17 protein-coding genes and 1 riboswitch are annotated in these 21,600 nt (G+C 55.0%); of the genes, 10 read left to right on the top strand and 7 right to left on the bottom strand.

Translation table 11 applies throughout. From position 1 onward, the window contains the following. Nucleotides 1-19 precede the first annotated feature (19 nt). Both JUJ53_RS24005 and JUJ53_RS24000 read left to right on the top strand, forming a co-directional pair. On the top strand, nucleotides 20-244 hold the full coding sequence (locus JUJ53_RS24005) for a hypothetical protein (RefSeq protein WP_204154586.1): 225 nt from the start codon (nucleotides 20-22) through the stop codon (nucleotides 242-244). A gap of 132 nt (nucleotides 245-376) precedes the next feature. Continuing rightward, nucleotides 377-1,189: an inositol monophosphatase family protein gene (locus tag JUJ53_RS24000; RefSeq protein WP_343328026.1), complete on the top strand. Its 813-nt coding sequence runs from the start codon at nucleotides 377-379 to the stop codon at nucleotides 1,187-1,189. 12 nt (nucleotides 1,190-1,201) lie between these two features. Here the strand turns inward: JUJ53_RS24000 and purM are convergent, their stop codons facing one another. Beyond that, nucleotides 1,202-2,230: a phosphoribosylformylglycinamidine cyclo-ligase gene (purM, locus tag JUJ53_RS23995; protein ID WP_204154584.1), complete on the bottom strand. Its 1,029-nt coding sequence runs from the start codon at nucleotides 2,228-2,230 to the stop codon at nucleotides 1,202-1,204. 470 nt (nucleotides 2,231-2,700) lie between these two features. On the opposite strand from purM, the gene JUJ53_RS23990 reads away from it, so the two are divergent. The 3 genes from JUJ53_RS23990 to JUJ53_RS24900 all read left to right on the top strand — a co-directional run bounded on the left by JUJ53_RS23990 (nucleotide 2,701) and on the right by JUJ53_RS24900 (nucleotide 9,803). Further along, the gene (locus JUJ53_RS23990) at nucleotides 2,701-5,220 is read left to right on the top strand and encodes an ATP-binding protein (protein WP_204154583.1); all 2,520 of its coding nucleotides are present in this window, start codon (nucleotides 2,701-2,703) and stop codon (nucleotides 5,218-5,220) included. Nucleotides 5,221-5,282: 62 nt separating this feature from the next. Further along, nucleotides 5,283-8,273: an ATP-binding protein gene (locus JUJ53_RS25655; RefSeq protein WP_204154582.1), complete on the top strand. Its 2,991-nt coding sequence runs from the start codon at nucleotides 5,283-5,285 to the stop codon at nucleotides 8,271-8,273. Then, nucleotides 8,274-9,803, top strand: coding sequence for a diguanylate cyclase (locus JUJ53_RS24900; protein ID WP_239125330.1), 1,530 nt, complete (start codon nucleotides 8,274-8,276; stop codon nucleotides 9,801-9,803). It begins immediately after the preceding gene. 75 nt (nucleotides 9,804-9,878) lie between these two features. On the opposite strand, the gene JUJ53_RS23970 is transcribed toward JUJ53_RS24900, so the two are convergent. Beyond that, nucleotides 9,879-11,045, bottom strand: coding sequence for a cysteine desulfurase family protein (locus JUJ53_RS23970; RefSeq protein ID WP_204154581.1), 1,167 nt, complete (start codon nucleotides 11,043-11,045; stop codon nucleotides 9,879-9,881). Nucleotides 11,046-11,472: 427 nt separating this feature from the next. On the opposite strand from JUJ53_RS23970, the gene JUJ53_RS23965 reads away from it, so the two are divergent. Both JUJ53_RS23965 and JUJ53_RS23960 read left to right on the top strand, forming a co-directional pair. Next, nucleotides 11,473-12,885: a phospholipase D-like domain-containing protein gene (locus tag JUJ53_RS23965; RefSeq protein WP_239125329.1), complete on the top strand. Its 1,413-nt coding sequence runs from the start codon at nucleotides 11,473-11,475 to the stop codon at nucleotides 12,883-12,885. 267 nt (nucleotides 12,886-13,152) lie between these two features. Then, nucleotides 13,153-14,022: a tetratricopeptide repeat protein gene (locus JUJ53_RS23960; RefSeq protein ID WP_204154580.1), complete on the top strand. Its 870-nt coding sequence runs from the start codon at nucleotides 13,153-13,155 to the stop codon at nucleotides 14,020-14,022. 61 nt (nucleotides 14,023-14,083) lie between these two features. Here the strand turns inward: JUJ53_RS23960 and JUJ53_RS23955 are convergent, their stop codons facing one another. Then, nucleotides 14,084-14,854: a proteasome-type protease gene (locus JUJ53_RS23955; protein ID WP_204154579.1), complete on the bottom strand. Its 771-nt coding sequence runs from the start codon at nucleotides 14,852-14,854 to the stop codon at nucleotides 14,084-14,086. 144 nt (nucleotides 14,855-14,998) lie between these two features. Continuing rightward, nucleotides 14,999-16,066, bottom strand: coding sequence for an LOG family protein (locus JUJ53_RS23950; RefSeq protein ID WP_204154578.1), 1,068 nt, complete (start codon nucleotides 16,064-16,066; stop codon nucleotides 14,999-15,001). 335 nt (nucleotides 16,067-16,401) lie between these two features. On the opposite strand from JUJ53_RS23950, the gene JUJ53_RS23945 reads away from it, so the two are divergent. Further along, nucleotides 16,402-17,706, top strand: a complete 1,305-nt coding sequence (locus JUJ53_RS23945; RefSeq protein WP_204154577.1) for an AMIN domain-containing protein — start codon at nucleotides 16,402-16,404, stop codon at nucleotides 17,704-17,706. A 151-nt stretch (nucleotides 17,707-17,857) separates the two neighbouring features. Here the strand turns inward: JUJ53_RS23945 and JUJ53_RS23940 are convergent, their stop codons facing one another. Together JUJ53_RS23940 and JUJ53_RS23935 are read right to left on the bottom strand one after the other, a co-directional pair. After that, on the bottom strand, nucleotides 17,858-18,337 hold the full coding sequence (locus tag JUJ53_RS23940; protein WP_204154576.1) for a DUF4278 domain-containing protein: 480 nt from the start codon (nucleotides 18,335-18,337) through the stop codon (nucleotides 17,858-17,860). Nucleotides 18,338-18,380: 43 nt separating this feature from the next. Continuing rightward, nucleotides 18,381-18,470: riboswitch (Glutamine riboswitch) on the bottom strand. Nucleotides 18,471-18,583: 113 nt separating this feature from the next. Then, the gene (locus JUJ53_RS23935; protein ID WP_204154575.1) at nucleotides 18,584-19,156 is read right to left on the bottom strand and encodes a 2'-5' RNA ligase family protein; all 573 of its coding nucleotides are present in this window, start codon (nucleotides 19,154-19,156) and stop codon (nucleotides 18,584-18,586) included. Nucleotides 19,157-19,271: 115 nt separating this feature from the next. Here JUJ53_RS23935 and JUJ53_RS23930 point away from each other — a divergent pair, with 115 nt between their 5' ends. Further along, nucleotides 19,272-19,538 carry a YciI family protein gene (locus JUJ53_RS23930; protein ID WP_204154574.1) on the top strand — a complete coding sequence of 89 codons (267 nt, stop codon included), beginning with the start codon at nucleotides 19,272-19,274 and terminating at the stop codon, nucleotides 19,536-19,538. Between the two features lie 41 nt (nucleotides 19,539-19,579). Beyond that, a complete protein-coding gene (gene smpB, locus JUJ53_RS23925; RefSeq protein WP_204154573.1) occupies nucleotides 19,580-20,047 on the top strand; it encodes an SsrA-binding protein SmpB in 468 nt (155 codons plus the stop codon). On the opposite strand, the gene JUJ53_RS23920 is transcribed toward smpB, so the two are convergent. Next, nucleotides 20,044-21,501 carry an IctB family putative bicarbonate transporter gene (locus tag JUJ53_RS23920; RefSeq protein WP_204154572.1) on the bottom strand — a complete coding sequence of 486 codons (1,458 nt, stop codon included), beginning with the start codon at nucleotides 21,499-21,501 and terminating at the stop codon, nucleotides 20,044-20,046. The two genes, smpB and JUJ53_RS23920, sit on opposite strands and share 4 nt — an antisense overlap. Nucleotides 21,502-21,600: the final 99 nt, after the last annotated feature.

Here is a 21,600-nt window from a genome sequence, read left to right as displayed (position 1 = left end):
TAGCCCCTACTTACTATATATGCCACCTATCGTCTATCGTCTTCTGCCTGCAGGCTGGCTATGGAGAGACGAGGGGAGGCGATCGCTCTCGGTGGGTCATGATGATGGAGCTACAACGTTTCGCTCAACCCATGGATTGCTGTCGGCGCAGGGTGCTGCCCCGCGATCGATTGCCTGCGGTCAGAGTATTGTGGTCGGGATGATGGTCGGGATGATGATGGTTGCGAGCGGAGCTTGGCTTTAGCCTAGCGCGGCTTGCGGGCGGTGGCTGTGATCATGAGCAATGGTTGACAGATTGCTGAGTCTCGCAGCGGTATGCTGGAAGACGCCTAGTTGCTTGCTTGTTGGGCATAGGCGATAGTTATCGGGAGGTTTGTTGATGGATTTTTGGCCCACTGTGCTAGAGTTTGCCGATCGCACCACCACTCGCGTTGGCCGCACGTTGCTGGAAGATTTTGGCCGTGCTCAGGCAACGGAAAAGGCTGATGGTAGTTTAGTCACCCAATCCGATCGCTGGGCTGATGAGGTGTTGCGGCAGGCGATCGCTCAGGAGTTTCCTAGCCACGGCGTTTTGAGTGAAGAGGCGGAGCATTTTTTCCCTGAAAATGACTGGTGTTGGATTATTGATCCAATTGACGGCACCACCAATTTCACCCGAGGTGTACCCCTCTGGGGGATTTCCCTAGGCTTGCTCTATCGCGGCACTCCGGTCTTTGGCTATGTGTATCTACCGCCCATTGCCCAAGCGTTTCATGGCTTTTGGCCAGGAGACTCGGGGTTAAAGATGCCCCAGGGTGCCTTTCTCAACCATCGTTCTATCCACACCAGTGGGGCGGAACCGTCGAACAATCAGTTTTTCAACCTCTGCGCCCGCAGTACAGCGGTGCTGAAGTCGCCGTTTCCCTGCAAAATTCGCATGTTGGGCGTGGCCACCTACAATGTGCTGACGGTGGCGACGGGGACGGCCCTGGGCGGTGTGGAGGCTACGCCAAAAATCTGGGACATTGCGGCAGTGTGGGCGATCGCTCAGGCTGCTGGAGCGAACTGGATCCCCCTCGATCGCCAATCGCCGTTTCCCCTAAAAGTTGGACACAACTACAGCCGCCACCCCTACCCCACCTTGGTGGCGAGTGGGGCGGCGTTGGGGGAGCAGTTTTTGCCCTATGTGCAGTTTTTGGGGCAGGGGTAGGTGGGTCAACCGCTACCAGTCGGCTGTCCACACAACGTCCCCAGCGCCTTCGATCACCTCCCCGATGCTCCAGGCCGGTAGGTTGTGCGCTTGGAAGTGGGCGATCGCTGCGGCTTCCACGGCGGGAGGCACCAACACCACAAAGCCAACTCCCATATTGAAGGTGTTCAACATGTCGGTGTGGGGAACGGAGCCGGTGCGCTCAATCCATTCAAAAATCGGGGGAATGGGCCAACTGTGGGGCTGGAGGGCGATCGCTTGTCCCCCATTCAGGGCCCGGGGCAGATTTTCTGGTAGGCCGCCGCCGGTGATGTGGGCCATGCCGTGAATCTCCAGACCGGCTTTCTGGGCAGCTAGGACGGGTTTGACGTAGAGCTGGGTGGGGGTCAGCAGGAGGTCGCCTATAGGGCTCTCTAGGCCAAGAGGGCGATCGCTGAGGGCTGTATTCGAGACCTCTAAAATTTTGCGCACTAAGCTAAAGCCATTGCTATGGACACCACTGCTGGCCAAGGCGATCGCCCGATCGCCCACCTGCACCTGACGGCCATCCAGAATCCGGGACTTGTCCACAATACCTACACAGAAACCCGCTAGGTCATATTCCCCGGCATCATAAAAGCCAGGCATTTCCGCCGTTTCGCCCCCCAAGAGGGCGCAGCCCGCCTGCCGACAGCCCGCGGCAATGCCGGCAACGACTTGGGTCAACTGATCGGAGTTCAGGTGCCCCGTGGCTAGGTAGTCTAAAAAGAACAGCGGTTCTGCGCCGCAGGTGAGCACGTCATTCACGCACATGGCGACTAGATCAATGCCCACGGTATCGTGGCGATCGCACTGATGCGCCAACTTCAGCTTGGTACCCACCCCATCGGTACCCGAAACCAGCACGGGGTTTTGGTACTGTCCCGATAGCTCAAACAATCCGCTGAAGCCGCCCAATTGCCCCAGCACCTCCGGGCGACGGGTGCTGTCTACTAGCCCTCGGATCGTTTGCACGAAGGCCCGCCCAGCTTCTACATCAACCCCTGCATTACGATAATCCATAGTCCTCTCTGTTGCGATCGCCACTATACCAAATCGGTGATTCTCCCTGGGGCATTGGGGGTGAGTTGTCACCATCTAAGTATTGTCTTCATCTAAGTCGCGATCGTCGAACCCCCTTGTTCATCGATCGTTCAACGACTAACCTTCGATATCCATGGGATAGCCCGGCCGATTTATTTTACTGGTTTGGGTATGCTAATCACTAGACCCATGGTGTTGAGTAAGGGCAACTCCTGCATTCCATGATGATTGGGATGCGAAGTCTACCGCATGGACTGTGTAGTCAGTATTTTGTAACCTGTTGTGTATTAGAAACCTCCGTACATTTAGCAATTACGCTGAAGAGGCTGGGTCTCAATGCCCCGATACCGGCAACTATTGTGCTTTAGGCTGAAAGGCTTTGGTCAACCATGCGTCTAAACCGCTCATCCCCGATCCTTGCTCCAATTACCATCTGGTTGATCCTTTTCTTGGGGCAAGCCATATTCAGCATTTATACCGTAGGGTACCTGGTTCACCATCAGGCATGGGTTGGGGCGATCGCTCCAGTGACGGCCCTGTTTACCCTGGGGCTGACGCTCACGGCGGGAATGCTGGGATGGTGCTGGGTGCAGCCTTTACGTCCGGTGACGGCGGGGCTGCGGGCCTTGGCACGGGGGCAGTTTGACTATCGAATGGTGCCTTCCCTGGGCCTAGGGGCGATCGCCCAGGCTATGAATCATTTAGCTGAGCGTCTGCCGCTGCTTGTGCAGGAAGAAGTGGAGCAAGCCACAGCGACGTACCAGCAGCGCGATATTACCAATCAAGCCATCCTGCGGGCCATTCCGGATCTCATGTTTCGGGTAAATCGGGATGGTATCTACCTCGACTACATTCCCACTAACCAGCATATTGACCTCTGGCCCCAAGATCAAAAACCCGTTGGTCAACGCCTATCAACGCCCCTTTCAGCCAAGCTCCTCACACAAAAGTTGGCTTGCATTGAGCAAGTTTTAGCCACAGGGCAACTGCACATGTATGAACAGGAGGTGGAGCTCCAGGGAGAGGTGCGCTATGAGGAGGTGCGGGTGGTGCCCTGTGGCGCTGACCAGGTGCTGTTTATCATTCGAGATATTACCCAGCAGCGGCAGGTGGAGCGGGAGACCGAGGCGCAAAAGGTCTTCCTACGGCAGTTGCTTGATTGTATGCCCAGCTTGGTGGCGGTCAAGGACGAATCAGGACGGTTTCTAGAGGTGAATCGCGCGGCGGCGGCGATCCATGGCACCACGCCCGATGTCTTGGTGGGTAAGCAGGAGCTTGACCTGGTGCCTGTCCCTCAAGAAGATCAGTATGAGCAATGGTTATCGAACAATCGGGAGGTGATTCGATCGCGCCAGCCGAAGCAAATTCCTGATGAACTGATTACCTATATGGATGGCTCCCAGGCTTGGTATCAGACCACCCTCAGCCCCTTTGTAGACTTGGAAGGGGAGGTAAAGGGCGTCATTTGCCATTCGGTGGACATTAGCGATCGCAAGCAAATTGAGCTGGAGCTGCAGTATTCCAAAAACCAAGCGGAAGCAGCTAACCAGGCCAAGAGCGCCTTCTTGTCGAATATGAGCCATGAACTGCGCACGCCGCTGAATGCCATCTTGGGCTTTGCCCAGGTGATGCGCCATGATGAATGGGTCTGTGATGAGCATCAAGACTACCTCGACATCATGATCCAGAGCAGCGAACATCTGCTAGGGCTAATCGACAATATTCTAGACATGGCCCGCACCACCTCGGGAGATATGCCCCGCATTGAACGAGCGGTGAGTTTATCAACTCTGTTGCGATCGCTGCAGGCCTCGTTTCAGCTCCAAGCCACCCAAAAAAATCTAGCCATCAGCTTAGAGCAAGCTGCCAATCTTCCCGACTATATCTATGTAGATCACCAAAAACTGCGGCAGATTCTCACGAATCTAATGGACAACGCCCTGAAGTTTACCGCGCAAGGACACATTACCCTACGGGCCCGGCTGCAAGATATGCCATCTCGGGAACCCTTGCCGACCCAGAATGACTCGGGAATGGTTATGCTGGCCATTGACATCATCGATACAGGAGCCGGGATTCCAGCCGAGTCGCTTGACATAATTTTCGAGATGTTTACGCAGATTCCCCAAAATGGTCTCATGCCCAATGGCACTGGGGTGGGGCTAGCCCTTAGTCGTCGTCTAGCTACGGTGATGGGCGGCATGTTGACGGTGGAAAGTCAGCCGGGCCAAGGCAGCACCTTTTGCCTGACGGTGCCGGTGCGTCAGGTGACAGAAACCACCGAGAGCGTCGATCATCCAGCGCAGTTTTCACCAGAGCTATCCACCTATCGGGTAGGTGTTGTGGAGGCATCGCAAGTGCGACGGCTGCTGCTCAGCCAATGGCTATCGGAAGCAGGATTTCAGGTGCAGATGGCCAACGATCGCCCCTCCTGTCTTCAGCAAATTCGCCATTGGCAGCCCCACTTAGTTGTTTTGGGCGAGGTTCCCGAGCTATCCGCCCAAATTATTCAGTCCTACCTCTTGGCTGACCCACATGCCTCGCTGCCCAAGGTGCTGCAGGTATTCACAAGCGATCCTGGCCATCCTTCAGACATAGATACCCAGACATCCCTGTATCCTGAAACCGTAGCTGTTCTGAATCCACCCCTCGCCCACGATCGCCTCTTTAGTAAAATTACGGAACTTTTGGGCATCGTCAGCCTATACGATGGAGATGATAAAGACGTTAGCCACGGTCATCCAGGCCGAATGGCTCTCTTGACTCTTGATCCAGAGGCACTCTCCGCCATGCCTAGGGACTGGATCCATCAACTGCACCAAGCTGCTCTCCGCTGCGACCACCGCGCCATTTATGCCTTAATTGGTCAGATCCCCGTCACCGCTTCTTGCCTTGCCACCCCCCTCGCCGCATTAACTCATCAGTTTCGGTTTGACCTGATTAGTGAATTGACTCAGGCTTACGTCTAACCGTTAATCCTGGTTCTCATAGGCGAGACGTTGTTCTATCGTTTGTGTCAGAAATAGATTCTGTGGATTATTCTATCCATCGTCCCTCGTCGCTTGATCCGGCTGATTGTGACCATGAACCCCTGCATCGTCCCGGCTGTATCCAACCTCACGGTGTTTTGCTGGTTTTGGAGCCTGGTCTCATCATTCAGCAGGTGAGCGATAATATCGAAGACCTTTTGGGGTTGACACCAGATGCTGCCCTTGGGCGTCATCTCACATGCCTGATGTCTGCTCGACAAACATCGGCGATCGCTCAATGGTTGACCCAGGAACCGCTAGAGTTGGTCAATCCTTTTTTGGTGGTGGTGCGCACGGCTCCCAAGGGACAGCGACGGTTTCAAGGCACGCTGCACCGGGTAGGCGATCGCATTATTCTAGAGCTAGAACCTCAGCAAACCTCCATTCATCGCAGCTCCATCGAGTTTTATCAGCAGTTCAAACAGGCGATCGCCTCGGTGCGCTACGCCCATACGCTTGACCAGTTGGCCCAAGGTATTGCCCAGGAGGTTCACCGTCTGAGCGGCTTTGCCCGAGTGATGGTCTACCGTTTTGAGATGGATCAAAGCGGTGTGGTCATTGCTGAAGCGAGACGCCCTGACCTAGAAACCTACCTAGGGCTGCACTACCCCGCCTCCGATATTCCTAGCCAGGCCCGCCGGTTTTACTATGACCATTGGCTACGGTTGATTCCCGATGCTACCTATCAGCCAGCGCGTCTAATTCCCGAATGCCATCCCCACACTCAGGAACCGCTAGATCTCAGCCGTGCCACGCTGCGCAGTGTGTCGTCTGGGCATCTGCAATACCTCAAAAACATGGGGGTTGCTGCTTCCTTTAGCATTTCGTTGATCAACGAGCAGCGGCTCTGGGGACTGATTGTCTGCCATCACGATGCCCCCAAATGGGTCAACTACGAAACCCGCCGCGCCTGTGAACTGTTGGGGCAATTCCTCTCGGTGGAGTTTGTGCGGCAGCAGGAACGGGACTTTGTGGCCCACCAAGCCAAAATTCAAGAGATTCAGCGGCAATTGCAACTGCACCTATCGCCCAATCCCGTGGCGATCGCCGCCATGTTCCAGCATTATCAAACGGATATTTTGAGGTTGGTGCAGGCCCAGGGAGCTGCCCTATGGCTCAATCAACGTCTGCATCAGGTTGGAGAAACCCCCGACAAACCCGATACGCTGGCATTACTGGCCTGGATTCGCCAGCAGGAAGATGATATTTTTTGCAGCGATCGCTTGGTGCAACTCTATCCAGAGGCCATCCGGTTTAAAGACATAGCTGCCGGTATTTTATCTATTTCCATTGTCCTCAAACACACCGCCTACCACCTGATTTGGTTTCGCCAAGAGCAGGTGCAAACGGTGCATTGGGCTGGCAATCCCCATGAACACCCCACCCACTTGGATGACCAACAGGTGCTGCGTTTGTCACCTCGGGGGTCTTTTGAACGCTGGAAGGAAGTGGTGCGCGATCGCTCTCTGCCCTGGCAACCCTTGGATTTAGAAGCGGCACGACAACTGCGCAATACCCTGATGCTGGCGGCGCTGGAATTTTCCCACAGCGCCATGCAGAAGCTGACGGAGCAGGCGGAGCAGGCCAATCGAGCCAAAAGTCAGTTTTTGGCCAAAATGAGCCATGAACTGCGCACGCCATTGAACGCTATTTTGGGCTTTACCCAACTGATGTCGGGCGATCGCTCCCTGTCGCTTGAGCATCAAGAGCATTTGGGCATCATTGGCCGCAGTGGTGAACATTTGCTGGCGCTCATTAATGACGTTCTAGAAATGTCAAAAATTGAGGCGGGGCAAGTTGAGCTGCATGACGTCAGTTTTGATCTGCATCGCACCCTCCGCTCCACGGAAGAAATGTTTGCCCTCAAGACCAAGCGCCAAGGCTTAGCTCTATCGGTGCAGTGGGAACCAGATGTTCCTCAATTAGTCTATGGCGATCAGGGTAAACTGCGGCAGATCTTAATTAACTTGCTGGGGAATGCTGTGAAATTTACGGAGCGGGGTCGGGTATCGCTTCATGTCTCCCATGTTTTAACTGCGCCATCCCTTGGCACCATGATCGGCCATGTGTGGCTACAGTTTTGTGTGACCGATACCGGGCCCGGTATCCATCCCCAGGATCTACAGTCTATTTTTGATGCTTTTCAACAAACTGAGCGCACCCGCCAATTTACGGAAGGTAGCGGTCTAGGGCTGTCGATTAGTCGCCAGTTTGCCCGCATGATGGGAGGAGAACTATCGGTGCAAAGCCAGATTGGCCAAGGATCGACCTTTACCTGTGTGGTGCCCCTCGGCTTGGCCCATGATGTTGACGAACAGCTAGAGCCGTTAGCACAATCCGTGATAGCACTGAAACCACACCACCAGCCTGTGCGTATTTTAGTAGCAGAAGACGTGGCGGAAAGCCGTCTATTGCTGGTGAAGCTCTTGGAGAGCGTTGGATTTCAAGTGTGGGAGGCTGTGAATGGCGAAGCAGCGATCGCCCTCTGGGTTCAATGTCAGCCCGATTTGGTGCTCATGGATCTGCAAATGCCTGGCATGGATGGTCTAGAAGCCACGCGCGCCATTCGCCAAGCCGAAGGAACTGAGAGGCGATCGGTCATTCTAGTACTCTCGGCCAGTGCCTTTCACAACGACCGCAAAGCCAGCTTCGAGGCGGGATGTGACGACTTTCTCAGCAAGCCCTTTCAATCCGACGTGCTGCTACAGCGCATTGGCAAGCATCTGAACTTAGAGTACATCTACGCAGATGCGATTGATTCTCTAAATGTGGGTACTATTCGCCCCCTAAACTCCGAGGATTTGCGCTGTATGCCCCGAGACTGGCAGGTTAAACTACGAGAAGCAGCAATTATTATCGATGAAGCAAAACTATACGATCTCGTGGCTGAAATTCCTTCTCAATCGTCGGACTTGGCTGTATCTCTGACGTACCTAATTGATAATTTTCAGCTAGAAGCGATCGTTAACCTTACTGGTTTTTTGGAGGGCTGAATGGCTCAATCATCCTTGGCCCTGCCATCGAGCGATATTCTGATTGTGGATGATACCCCAGAAAATTTGCGTCTGCTGTCCAAGATGCTGGAATCGCAAGGGTATCGAGTTCGCCGGAGTATTAGCGGGCGAATGGCGCTACATGCATCTCAAATCGAACCGCCAGACTTAGTCTTGTTGGATATCAACATGCCTGAGATGGATGGCTATGAGGTCTGCCGCCAGCTCAAAGCCCATCCCAAGACTCTGGATATCCCGGTTATTTTCATCAGCGCCCTCGATCACACCCAAAACAAGGTGCAGGCCTTTGATCTGGGTGCCGTGGACTACATCACCAAGCCCTTTCAAGAACAGGAAGTGTTGTCCCGCGTCAAGGCGCAGTTGACGATTCAGCGGCAGCAGCAGCTTTTGCTAGAGCGCAACCGGCAGTTGGAGCGATCGCAACTTGAGACCCGCCTCCTGTTGTCCACCATTCAGGCAGCTAACCAAGCCGCAGATATTGACATGGCCCTGCGGGCCATCTTGCAAGAGGTCTGTGATGCCATCGGCTGGGACTATGGAGAAGCCTGGATGCAATGGGACACCGAAGACGCTCTCACCCTACGCCAGCCCTATCTGCTCTTAGACTCCCAAGACATGAACCAGTTTCAATACTGTAGTTTGCATACCCAGTATCAACAGGGAGAAGGGCTAGTGGGGCGGGTCTGGCAAACCCAGCAGCCTGCATGGCAAAGCAGCCTTGATCGCCATGATTTATTGCCTTGTGTGCGCTGTGTTGCGGCCCATCAGGCAAATTTGAAAACCGCGTTTGCAGTGCCGGTGGTGCTCCACGATCGCTCCCTAGCCGTGCTGGCATTTTACAGCGTGATTGATCGCGCCTTAGATCAACGCCTGCTGGATGTGGTGAGCGCCGTTGCGCTACAGTTGGGCACCTTAATTCAGCAAAAGCAGGCAGAAGAAGCGCTGCGACGGGCGAATTTAGAACTGCAGCGTCTTGTCTCCCTCGATGGATTGACCCAATTAGCCAATCGGCGGCGCTTTGATGAATACTTAGATCAGGAATGGCGGCGATCGCGACGGGAACAGCAGCCCCTATCGCTGATCTTGTGCGATGTGGATCACTTCAAGCTTTACAACGATCACTACGGCCATCAAGCCGGAGATGACTGCCTCAAGCAAATTGCCCAGGCAATTACCCAAAGCATTCGCCGACCGGCCGACTTGGCAGCTCGCTATGGTGGCGAAGAATTTGCCGTAATTCTACCCAATTCGGACTGGGAAGGAGCGGTGCATATCGCCCAAACCATTCAGAAGGCGATCGCCAACCTGCATATTCGTCACGACTATTCCAACACAGCTCCCATCATTACCATGAGTTTGGGCATTTCCAGCCTCGTGCCCTCCGATACCCACGGAGCGACAGCGCTGATTACCGTCGCCGACCGCGCCCTGTATGAAGCTAAGGCTAAGGGTCGCAATGCCTATCAGACAGCCAACATGTCCTTGGGTGTTTCGTCTGTGTTGTTCTAGGTGCTACGGCTAGCATCCCAGGGGTGAAGGCATCAGAAACCCTGGTAGACGTTCGAACGTTCGTGGTGAGGCAGATTAGCAGCCGGATAAGGCGGGGGTGGGGGCTAGGCGGTAGAGCAGTTGTCGCAGCACCAGCGCCGTCCAATCCACATCGGCTTCGGTGGTTAATCGGCCTAGGGTAAGGCGAATGCCGCTTTTGGCATGGCGATCGCTGTAGCCCATGGCCGTCAGAATGGGGCTGGGAGACAGTTGACCGCTATGACAAGCCGAGCCAGCACTGATGCCAATTCCGGCATAGTTCATCTGCCGCACCAGGGTTTTACCCGTCAGCGTATCGCCATCGGTTTGGGGTAGGTAGAAGCTGACGTGGTGGGGTAGGCGGTGCAGGCGATCGCCCGTGGGAGCGAGGTGCGGTACGTCGGCTAAATAGTCAAACAAGCGATCGCGTAGTTGAATCAACCGTGGTGTTTCGCTAGCCATTTCCTCGCGGGCTAGGTGGGCAGCCACCCCAAAGCCAGCGATCGCCGCTACGGCCTGGGTACCCGATCGCCGCTGCGACTCTTGCCCACCCCCACCCAACAGCGGCACAAGATCAACGCCCGTCCGCACATAGAGCGCGCCCACGCCTTGAGGGCCGTAGAGTTTGTGGCTAGAAAGAGAGAGGAGATCGACAGGCAGCGATCGCACATCGATGGGCAAGCGGCCGGCTACTTGGACAGCGTCGGTGTGGAACAGGGCCCCATGGCGCTGCACAATCTTGCCGATCTCTTCAATGGGCTGCAGCGTGCCCACTTCACTCTGTCCGTAGATGATCGACACCAGCACCGTATCGGATCGCAGGGCAGCTTGTAGATCAAGCCCATTCACCCGTCCTTGGGCATTCACCGGCAGGCGCGTCACTCGCCAACCCCATTGCTCCAACAGCCGCACCGGTTCGCTGATGGCAGAATGCTCGACGCTGGAGATGATCATATGGCGAGGGGTGGCATAGTGGCGGGCCACGCCCATGATCACCATATTGTTAGACTCCGTGCCGCCGGAGGTAAAGGCTATGGCATCGGGTACGGCATTTAGCAGCTCAGCCACCTGCACCCGAGCCTGTTCTAAGACGGTCGCCGATCGATTGCCCCACTGGTGCAAACTAGACGGATTACCCCATTCTTCCGCGAACACCTGCTGCATACGGGCGATCGCTTCTGGGCGGGTGGGCGTGGTTGCACTGTAGTCTAGGTAAATTTGCATCGCGCTTGGCTAACCGTTCCTGCATCTCCAGCATTTGATATCCTCTCAACCCGATCGCTGGTAGGGGCGAGATTTCTTAGTGCGCTTGACCGCTATGAGCATCATAGCAACATTGCTCCCGTTGGTAGCGCTCCGCCAGCGTTCAGCTAGGGCTGGAGTAGGGCGAAGGGTCTAGATAGCAGTTCCTGGACAAAACAGTCTTGGCCAGGTTCCTAGATTCCTCGGATGCGATCGCTGGATCGTCTAGGTCACGCTAGGGATGCTCTAGGGGCATCGATCTTGGGCAGCCTCCTGGCCTGTTGATCCATGGCGAGTCTCCGCGCCTAGCTCCTCCCCAGTCCTTTACCCTCCCTCATCAGCCGTGCATCGCTCATCATCTAAAGCATCATCTAACAGGTCATTATCGAAGTGGATTCGTCTAGGGCTGTTGGCTAGCCTAGCGCTGGTTGTGGTCATTGGTTTAGCCCGATGGCAACTGTCCCCAGGTCTCAATCCAGAGTCGTCGTCCGAGTCCCTGCCGCTCCTTGAGCCCTTACCTCAAGATCCGAATATTCAGGTGTATTTCAACTATTCCCAAGCCGCATCCTACACCGACCCCTATCGCCAGCAACTGCGCTTGGGGGATGACCTAGAACAGGTGTTGATAGAGGCGATCGCTTCTGCTCAGTCCACAGTAGATGTGGCCATTCAAGAACTGCGTCTGCCGGGGGTGGCCCAAGCCTTGGTGGAGCGGCAGCGGGCGGGGGTGCAGGTGCGGGTGGTGTTGGAAAATAGCTACAGTCGTCCTTGGAGTGACCTCTCGTCAGCGGAGGTGCAAGCGCTCGATAGTCGCGATCGCGGTAAGTACCAGGAGTTTTTGGCCCTAGCTGATTTGGATAGCGATGGTCGCGTCTCTGAGGCTGAAGCTCTGGAACGGGATGCCCTTGTCATGATCCAAGCGGCGCAAATTCCCTGGATCGACGACACGGCGGATGGATCCAAGGGCAGCAGCTTAATGCACCACAAGTTTGTGGTGGTGGATCGACAACTTGTGGTGTCAGGATCGGCAAACTTCACCACCAGCGGCACCCATGGCGACTCGTTCAATCCCGACAGTCGGGGTAATGTGAATCATCTGGTGGCGATCGCCAGCCCTGACTTGGCGCGTTTGTATACCGAAGAGTTTGACCTGATGTGGGGCGATGGGCCCGGCGGGCAGCCCGATAGCCGCTTTGGTCTACAAAAACCGCTGCGATCGCCCCAGACAGTGACCGTTGGCAGCAGCCAGGTGACGGTACAGTTTTCCCCCACATCGTCGTCTCAAGACTGGAGTCGTAGTGTGAATGGGTTGATTGGACGCACGTTGAGTACAGCTCAGCGTTCGATCGACATGGCCCTCTTCGTCTTTTCCGACCAAAATCTGAGCAATCTCCTGGAACCCCAACATCGCCAAGGTGTTCAGATCCGCGTCTTGATCGATCCAGGCTTTATGTATCGCGACTATAGCGAAGGGCTAGATCTGCTGGGGCTGGCGCTACCTAACCAGCAATGCCGCTATGGAGAGGGGAACCGTCCCTGGGCATCGCCGCTCACCACAGTGGGGATACCGCTCTTGGCCGATGGTGATGTGCTGCACCATAAATTTGGCTTGGTTGACGATCGCATCGTGGTGACCGGATCCCAAAACTGGTCTCTCACGGCCAATGAAAGCAACGATGAAAATTTGCTGGTCATCGACAATCCAACGGTGGCAGCCCATTTTCAGCGAGAGTTTGAACAGCTCTATGCAGAGGCTACCCTAGGCATTCCCGACTGGCTACAGCAGCGAGTGCAGGAGCAAGCCGCCCGCTGCGAGGGCTAAGATGCCAGGTGGGAAACAATCAGCAAGCGATCGACGACTCTGTAGGTTGGGGATAGCTGGTCGATCGCCATTTTTTCTGTCAGGATGATTCTGGTAGCGATTAAACTGTTAGGGGCTGATATGCCGGTGGCTCAAGACAGATGTCTCAACATCAGGCTGATTGGTCAACGATCGTCAGCGATCGCCGCTCCCATCCATGGATGGCGCTACCCTGTGGGCTCTAACCCGCTGTTCCTCGTTGTTTTCGTCCTGTAGCTTAATAGACCTGTGCCAAAGCGTATTTCCTCTCTTGTTCCAATGCTGTTGACCCTGGGGTTATGGGGTGCGGTGCTGCCGGCCCATGGCCAAGCCCTAGCACCGCATATTTTGACCTTGGATGCTGACTATCTAGAAAACCAAGGGCTAGGTCTTGCACAAGAAGCGGCCCAATTGGCTCAGTTTCAGCAGTATGACCTGGCCTTGCCCCGCGCCCAACTCGCCACCCAACTCGTGCCTGATAATGCTCAGGTGTGGGCCCTGCTGGGTAATCTGTACCGGCAAGTAGAAGACATCGACAACAGTATCAATGCTCTACAGCAGGCGCGAGCCATTGAGCCTGCCAATCCTGGTATTTTGTTTTCGCTAGGATCTGCCTATATCCAGCAAGAGCGATACAGCCAAGCCATTACCTATCTACAGGCTGGGCTAAGCATTGAACCAGAGGTGCCGGGAGCCCTATTTGACTTGGGCAACGCCTACTACATGGCTGAGCGCTATGAAGAAGCGATCGCTGAGTATGAAAAAGCGATCGCTCTCGATGAAACCTTTTGGCCCGCCGTGAATAACATTGGCCTGGTGCTCTATGAGCAGGGTGATGTGCAGGGAGCCCTTGATTATTGGCAGGCTACGTTGGAGATTGATGACCAGCAAGCCGAACCTCAACTGGCGATCGCGGTGGCCTTATATCAGCAAGGGCAAGAAGTTGAAGGGTTGCGATTGGGAGAAGCTGCCCTGCGCCTCGATCAACGCTATGCAGAGCTAGACTTCTTGCGTCTCAACCTATGGGGCGATCGCCTGCTCGAAGATACTCAGGTGTTCTTAGCCTTGCCGGAGATCCGTCGAGCTATTTCTAGCTTGACCGGGAGGTCGTTTGAATAGAGTCTGAATAGAGTTTGAATCGAGTTTGAATTGAGACAGTGGGGCGATCGCCGGGATACGGTTAGTCCGTAAAAACCTCTTCGTGGGCATCCTCGTTGAGGTAATGCTGCCATTCCACATCGGGCATTTGCTCAAAGGCCTGCCGTACCGACACTTCCCATAGCCGACGGATTTTTGCCAAATAGGGATCCCCCACTCTTAGTTTGAGCTGGTTTTGGACGACAAAGCTGTCGGTCTCGTACATCATCAGGTTAATGGGTGGCCCCACCGAGATGTTGGACTTCATGGTGGAGTCGATGGACAGCAAGACACATTTGGCGACCGCGTCGAGAGGGGTCTCAAAGGTGATGGTGCGGTCTAGGATGGGCTTGCCATACTTGGTTTCGCCGATTTGCAAGAAGGGCGTTTCGGGGGTGGCTTCGATGAAATTCCCTTGGGTATACACCAGATAGAGGCTGGGGCGATGGCCCAAAATTTGCCCTGCTAGCAAAAAGCTACAGCGGAAATCAATGCCGTCTTTTTCCAGCCAGGGGCGATCGCGCTCCTGCACTTGGCGAATTTTGTCACCCAAATAGCGCGCAATTTCATACAGCGTCGGCAGCGTATGGAGATTTTCTAGTTCGTCGCTTTTCAGGTCCTGCTCGATGGAGTAGAGAACACTCTGGGTCATCGACAGGTTGCCGGCGGTACACAGCATAATCACCCGTTGACCGGGCACCGAAAAGTCAAAGAGCTTTTGGTAGGTGGAAATATAGTCCACTCCTGCATTGGTGCGAGAGTCGGCCGCTAGCACCAATCCGTAGCGCGTCACAATACCAAGACAATAGGTCATAGCAGCTCAAAACAGTTGGCATAAATCTGGCGATCGCCTGAGAGGTTGAGCCTGCCCCATCACGGATGGACGCACCTCAACGTCGTATCTCAACCCTGTGTAAGGTCGTTGGGAATGGCTCATGCATTCGCAGAGATCGCGGCGCTACTTTTTCTCAGGATGTGCATCAGCGATGGTGGGCGCACCCAATCGATTAATAGCGCAAATGAGTTGGTAAAGCCGTCCAAGATCTCGCTGATTGAAGTGCATGACCAAACGGGGAAGTCCGTCTAGTTCGGGGTTGGGCTCCGACACCACGGCCGGGCTTCTCTCAATCCGCCCTTGGACTAAGATATCGTGGAATGTTTCATTTAGTTCCTCAAGAGCCGCATCCGATAGCTCAGACTTCAAGCGGATGACTAAGCGATCGCTCACGTAGCGGCTGGAGTGGTAGACCTGATAGAAGCTCATGATCACGTCACAGGCCACGTCGATATTGTCGGTGATCGTGTACAGGCTGAGATCATCGGGGCTAATCAGGTTGGTTTTCAGTAGGTGCTCTCGAATGTGGGCATCCCAACTTTTCCAGTAGCCCCGTCCTGGCTCATCGACTAGGACAACGGGAATTAAGGGAGATTTTCCGGTTTGCATCAGGGTGAGACATTCAAAGGCTTCATCCTGGGTGCCAAATCCACCTGGAAAAAGGGCAACCGCATCGGTTTCCCGCAGGAAAAATAGCTTGCGCGTAAAAAAGTACTTGAAATTAATCAGCTTGGCATCACCTTCAATAAAAGGATTGGAGGTTTGCTCAAAGGGCAGTTGAATATTCAGCCCAAAGGACTTTGCCGCCGTTGCGCCTTCGTTGCCGGCCTGCATAATTCCGCCGCCGCCGCCCGTCATCACCATGAAGCCCTGCTGGGTGATTTGGTGGGCAAAGGCTGCCGCCATTTGGTATTCCGCCGTCTCCGGGCTCATGCGGGCCGAACCAAAAATGGCGATTTTACGCACATGACGATACAGGTAGAACACCCGAAAGGCTCGCTCCATGTCTTGCAGCGAGGAGTTTAAGATTTTCCAATCGAGGCGATCGGCTTCCACCTCAGCCATACGAACTAGGGTCATGAGGGCGCGCTGAATGAGCTCCCCATGGTCAAGGTCAGGAAGCTGGGTGAGAAGAGTGTTAATTTCTGCTTGAAGCGCGTCTAAAGACTGATGAGATGGATAGGCAGTCATGACCGGATCCTGAAAGACGGCATCCTATTCTATCGAGATTTGCTAGGCTCTGGCTTGATTTCATCAGGTGTCTAGGGTCTACGTTACAGGACGTAACGATGCTCCTAGGGAACTATCAAAGACTATCTGCCACCGTAGCCTAACCGTAGCCTAGGATAACTCTAGATGTAGCGATCGCTTCGGCAAGAATTGCTATACTGTGCCTAAATCTAGCTAGATTGTCCGTTTCATCTTCATCTCTAGCTCGTAGAGTTTTTTGAGAGTTTTTTGGCGGATCGATGGCTTGGCTGTAGCCACTGGATGATAACGGCTGGAATCACAGTAGGACGGTAGCCATGGGAAAATCAGTCCGGTTTCATCTTCGACCCACGGCGATCGCTCTGATCACCGTGGCATCACGATTGGCCCTAGGCAGCGTGGCACTGGGCTTGCCTATGATGCTGGGGGCTGCACCGCTGCAAGCGGCCCAACTTACCCAATGGTCATTTGATGCGTCTAGCCGTAGTTTGACGGTCACGGTGCCCAATGGACAGAGCCCAGACTATTTCCTGTTGGCCCAGCCACCGCGAATTGTCATTAACCTACCAGACACAGATGTGGGCAATGTGCCCACGGAGCAGTCCTATAGCGGCATGGTGCGACATATTCGGGTCGGTCAGTTTCAGCCGGGTATGGCCCGCATTGTCATAGAACTAGCGCCAGATGTAGTTTTTGCGCCAGGACAGGTGGAATTGCGGCCCGTGGAGGGCGATCGCTGGGTGATTCGACCGTTGTTGGAGGGCAATACGCCGCCGGTGGCCGCAGCGCCCCCTGATGTATCCGTGGACTCTAGTCGTGGCGACGTGGAATTCTCCGTACCATCGCCGACTGCTTCTAGCCCAGTTGCTTCTCCTAGCCCATCGCCGCCGCCTGTCCCTACGACTTCGTCGAGTCTGCCCAGCGCCAGTGCCCTACCTGAGCTAGAGCCCGGTGCCATTGAAGTCATGGTGCCACCGCCAGCGTCGCCAGCTCCAGTTACCTCACCAGCTCCCGTTCAGGAACCGGCTCCGGCGTTAGAGCCCGTGATCGAGCCTAGGTTAGAGACAGAAGCCTCTGAGGATAGGGTTGAGGATCCTGAGGAGCCGGAAGCCCCGACAGATCCAGTGGCAGCACAGCCCGTTGTGGTCGAACCCGTTATGGTCGAGCCGCCTGCGTCATCGGCACCTTCCCGTACTGCCGATACAGTGGACTTTGGTCAACCGTTGCCCACCGATGCCCCAGCCATGCCAGAAACTCCAGCGACGGTTGTGGCAGCCAGTCCGTCCGTATGGTTGCCGGCTGGTACGGTTTTGACCCTGCGCTATCCCGGGGAGCGATCGCTTGATTTACCTTTGACCGTTCCTCGCCAAGAGGTGCTCCTGGTTAATCAACCGGTGATTGATACCACCGGGCAAGTGCTGGTGCCAGTGGATAGTCAAGTTCTAGGGCGTTTTGAATCGTCATCGTCGGGTAGCCGCTTTGTGGTTCAGGCCTTATCCGTGGATGGGCAAAATATTCGGGTTACGGGACAGTCATCCACGATCACGGCGCGGCGTTCTAGGGCGATCGCTCCTGACCAAATCATTGATGTTCAACTAACAGAAGATCTGGCCTATCGATAGATTCAGGGTAGATTGAGCGGACGGGAGTCCCAGATTAGGGCCCATCAAAAATCGGGCAGATGCTCTCCCGAAGGAGGTCATCTACCCGACTTGTTAACCTGGGTTTCAAGGCACTCTGACTGGATTCACACCGATGTCAGACCCAGTTAGCCTAGCTCAGAGCTGCGCCGCTACGGTCGTAGCTGGCCCGGAAGGAAGGATGAACCTTGCCTTGCACGTGATTCCAATACTTAGCAGCTTCAGCCACAGGTACGCCGACTTCAGCATCCAAGCGGGTTAGCATGGCTTGCTGGCGTTGCTTGATGGTGCGGTGATGACCCATCATCAAAGCCCGTGCCCGATCTTGTACGTCTAGAACAGCCGCTTTGACGGGTTCTGCTACCGCTGCCATAACTTGGGCAACGGGAGTCGCTTCAACCTCAGGAGCGATCGCTGCATCCATCACGGGCTGAGTGGACGTGTAGGCAGCGTTGCGATATTTCAGATCCAGCGTGGTTTGCTGAACGAAAACTTTCTTAGGGTTACGGAATCGGATGTCAACACCCCGGTAGGTGCCAACTGACGTCGAGTCGCCTAGTTCAACAGCCGGAGGGGTGTAGTTGTATGTGGTGCCGCGATATGTGAGTTTCATGGATTCGCCTCCTACTCAAGTTGATGCGAGTGTTTGGGTTTGAGGCGCGTTCCTTCAGGATTACTCCTTACTTCCGTCTCCTTTTCTCTAAACTTAAAGTATCTTAAATTTCGATTCGCAGGAGATGAACGATTTACTTTCTGTATCTATTGTTACTGTTTGTTGGATTAAATGTCAAGCAAAACTGAATTTGTCTTGAAAACTTTACATTGGTGAGATTGGGGGTTCCTGTCCAACGTTCCCAGTTCAGGCGATGAGGGGGATATCCTCGACAACCTCCCAATACCGACGGTTGTGGCGCAGGAGCGAGAGGCGATCGCTCCTGAAGCTGGCTGTAAACTCACGGGGTTGGAGATCGCTCCAGGCGGTGCGAAAGGTGGAACGGGTGACGTTGCGAGAGGCGACGGTGAGGTGAGGGGTGAAGCCGCGCCGCTGTTCAACAGGATCAACAATGCCTAAACGCTGCTCAAGCTGTTGGCTGAGGGTTGTTTGCAGGGTCATGAGACCAGGAGCTGGCTCAACATGCAGGTAGAGCACCCGAGGGGGAAAGGCGGCAAAGCCAGACAGCGTGATGTCAATGGGAGCTTGGGTTTGGGCGATCGCTGTGAGAGTTTCTAGGAGGCGATCGCTATCTGTCCATAAAAATGGCGGGTAGAGGGTGATATGGGGCGGTGCTTTGGCGGTGCTGGTTTGGAAGCGATCGCCCAGCTCTTGGATGATCTGCAGGGCGGCCTCCTGCACGTCGGGTGGTGGAATTAGGGCCACGAAGAAACGGTATTCACCAGGATGGGACGATTGGCGGGTGGTCATGCTAGACATGATGAGGCTCTGTTGCATTCATGGGAAGGGCAGGGGGATTCGCGCTATGCTAAAAGACCCCCGTGATAGGGGTTTGGGTTCATCCCAGTGATTCACGTTGATCTCTGCAGTAGCTATGCCTTGGTTTGTCAAACTTGAACGGGGTATTGTGGACAAGACCACCTTCGACCAGTATGTCCCGGCCCATATTGATTATGTCCAATCCCTGATCGCCCGCGGCCATGATGCACGCAGTGGCTACTGGGCGGAGCGGGGCGGGGGTATGCTGCTTTTCCAGGCTAGTTCGCTGGAGGAAGCAGAGGCGATCGTCGCCAATGATCCCTTAGTTCAAAACCACTGTGTAGACTACGAGCTGCATGAATGGCGCATTGTGGTGCAGTAGAACGTGAGATCTGTCATGGGTAGTGGAGAGGAAAGAGCATTATGGGTAAGAGCAGCAGCGGGCAGAAGATCCTTTCAGATAATCGCCAGGCCCGCCATCAATATGAAGTATTAGAGCGCTTTGAAGCCGGCATTGCCCTCAAGGGCACGGAGGTAAAGTCTCTACGATTGGGCAAGGCGAACCTGCGAGATGGGTATGCCCTGATTCGGGATGCGGAGGTGTGGCTGCACAATGTGCATATTTCACCCCACGAAAGCGCCAGTCAAGTATTCAACCATGATCCCCGTCGTGTGCGTAAGCTCTTGCTCCACAAGGACGAGATTCGTCGGTTGGTGGGCAAGGTGGAGCAGCAGGGGCTGACCTTGGTACCCCTGAAGCTCTACTTAAAGGAGGGGCGAGTCAAAGTAGACCTAGGGCTCTGTCGTGGTAAGAAGCTGCACGATAAGCGTGAGGCGCTGAAGCAGAAGCAGGAGAAACGAGAGACGGCCAGGGCGCTGAAGGATTACTAAACTCCCGGTTCACCGAAAGCATCTTGACCTAAATCACCATCCTTGTCGCTGGGGAATTGCTCCCCGCTGGGCGATTCGGCACGGGGTAGAACATAGTAGCTAGCAACGAGGGCCACCATGCCCCACCAGAGGGTACTGACCTGGGGACGATACCAGACGGTGTCTACCACGCCATGGGCCAACATCCCCATCATGGTGGCGATCGCGCCCATTAGCCAAAAGCCTTGTATATGGCTGAGGTTGCGTAGTCGCTGTAGTTGCGTCCAGCCTTGGTGGAAGGTGACGAGCAACAGCCACACCATGCAGGTTAACCCGATCAGTCCGGTTTCTGCTGCCACTTCCAACACGATGGAATAGGCGCTGAGGGCGGTATAGCCTGGCTGTTGGTAGAACGGATAAATTCGATTGAAGGCGCTATTGCCGGGGCCAATGCCTAGGATAGGACGGTCTTTGATCATTTCAATCACCGACATCCACACATTGATGCGGAAGTTGTTGCTGCTGTCTTCCCGTCCGACAAACATACTGGCAACGCGATCGCGCAACGGTTCGACGGCCATGACGGCGACAACGACAAACCCTGCCGATAGTCCCAATACGATGGGAATCGACCAAATGCGCCAGAAGCGCGGTAGATGGATACTGTACCAATGCACCAGCAGCAGTACAAATATGAATCCACCGACGACCAGGCCAATCCAACCGCCTCGGCTGAAGGTGAGCACTAGGCAGGCGGTGTGGACGACAAACATCATGCTGGCTAGGGCTTTGGGCAGCCAGCGCTGCCAGGCAAAGATGGCGGCGGCGCTGAGCATGACGGCGGGCATGAGGTAGGAGGCTAGCAGGTTGGGGTTGCCGAGGTAGCTATAGACACGGGTGGTGCCGGCTAGGGACGATTCAACATCAACCCAGGTTGCTAAGGCATCTGCACCAAAGATAAATTGCCGAATCCCCGCAACGCTGACCAGCAGCGAAACATGGAGGTAAATGCTAATCAGAATAGAGCGCATCTGGGGCGATCGCAGCAGCCGCGCCATCCACACAAACAGCAGCAGATAGAGGGTGAGTTTCACCCAGCCATCCAAAGCCGCACTGCGCACGGGAGATAGCACCGTGGCCACCGTGCTGATCGCCCAGTAGAGACCCACCAGCATGTGAATGGGCGTAATCCGGCGCAGGTCGGCGGGTTCCGACACAACTCGTAAAAGCCAAAAGGCAGAGGCTGCCATCAGCAAAATGCCGATGAGGGTCGTCGAGACAAACGGCGCAAGAACATAGACCAAAGCCGCCAAGACAAGGGCGATCGCCTCACTCCACTGCAAAAGCCAACTGCTCGATCGCCATGCTTGCAGGAGCGGCAGCCACCGCAGTAGATAGCTAGATGATGCCCAACGCCCCAGAAACTCTAGGGATACAGGGCGGGCCAATAAAACCTGTTGCCAAACTGAAGTCATAGGCGGTTGGGGCAAAATGGAGATGGGCAGGCGGTGATTAGTATAGCTGGTTTGGGGAGGCTAGCTCAGGATTGGTGAAGGAGTGCAACTTCGGGGGCG

The organism is Leptolyngbya sp. CCY15150 (assembly GCF_016888135.1).
In the GTDB taxonomy this organism is placed as follows: Bacteria; Cyanobacteriota; Cyanobacteriia; order RECH01; family RECH01; genus RECH01.
Note: the sequence above shows the minus strand (reverse complement) of the source record. Positions and strands in the feature narration are given on the sequence as shown.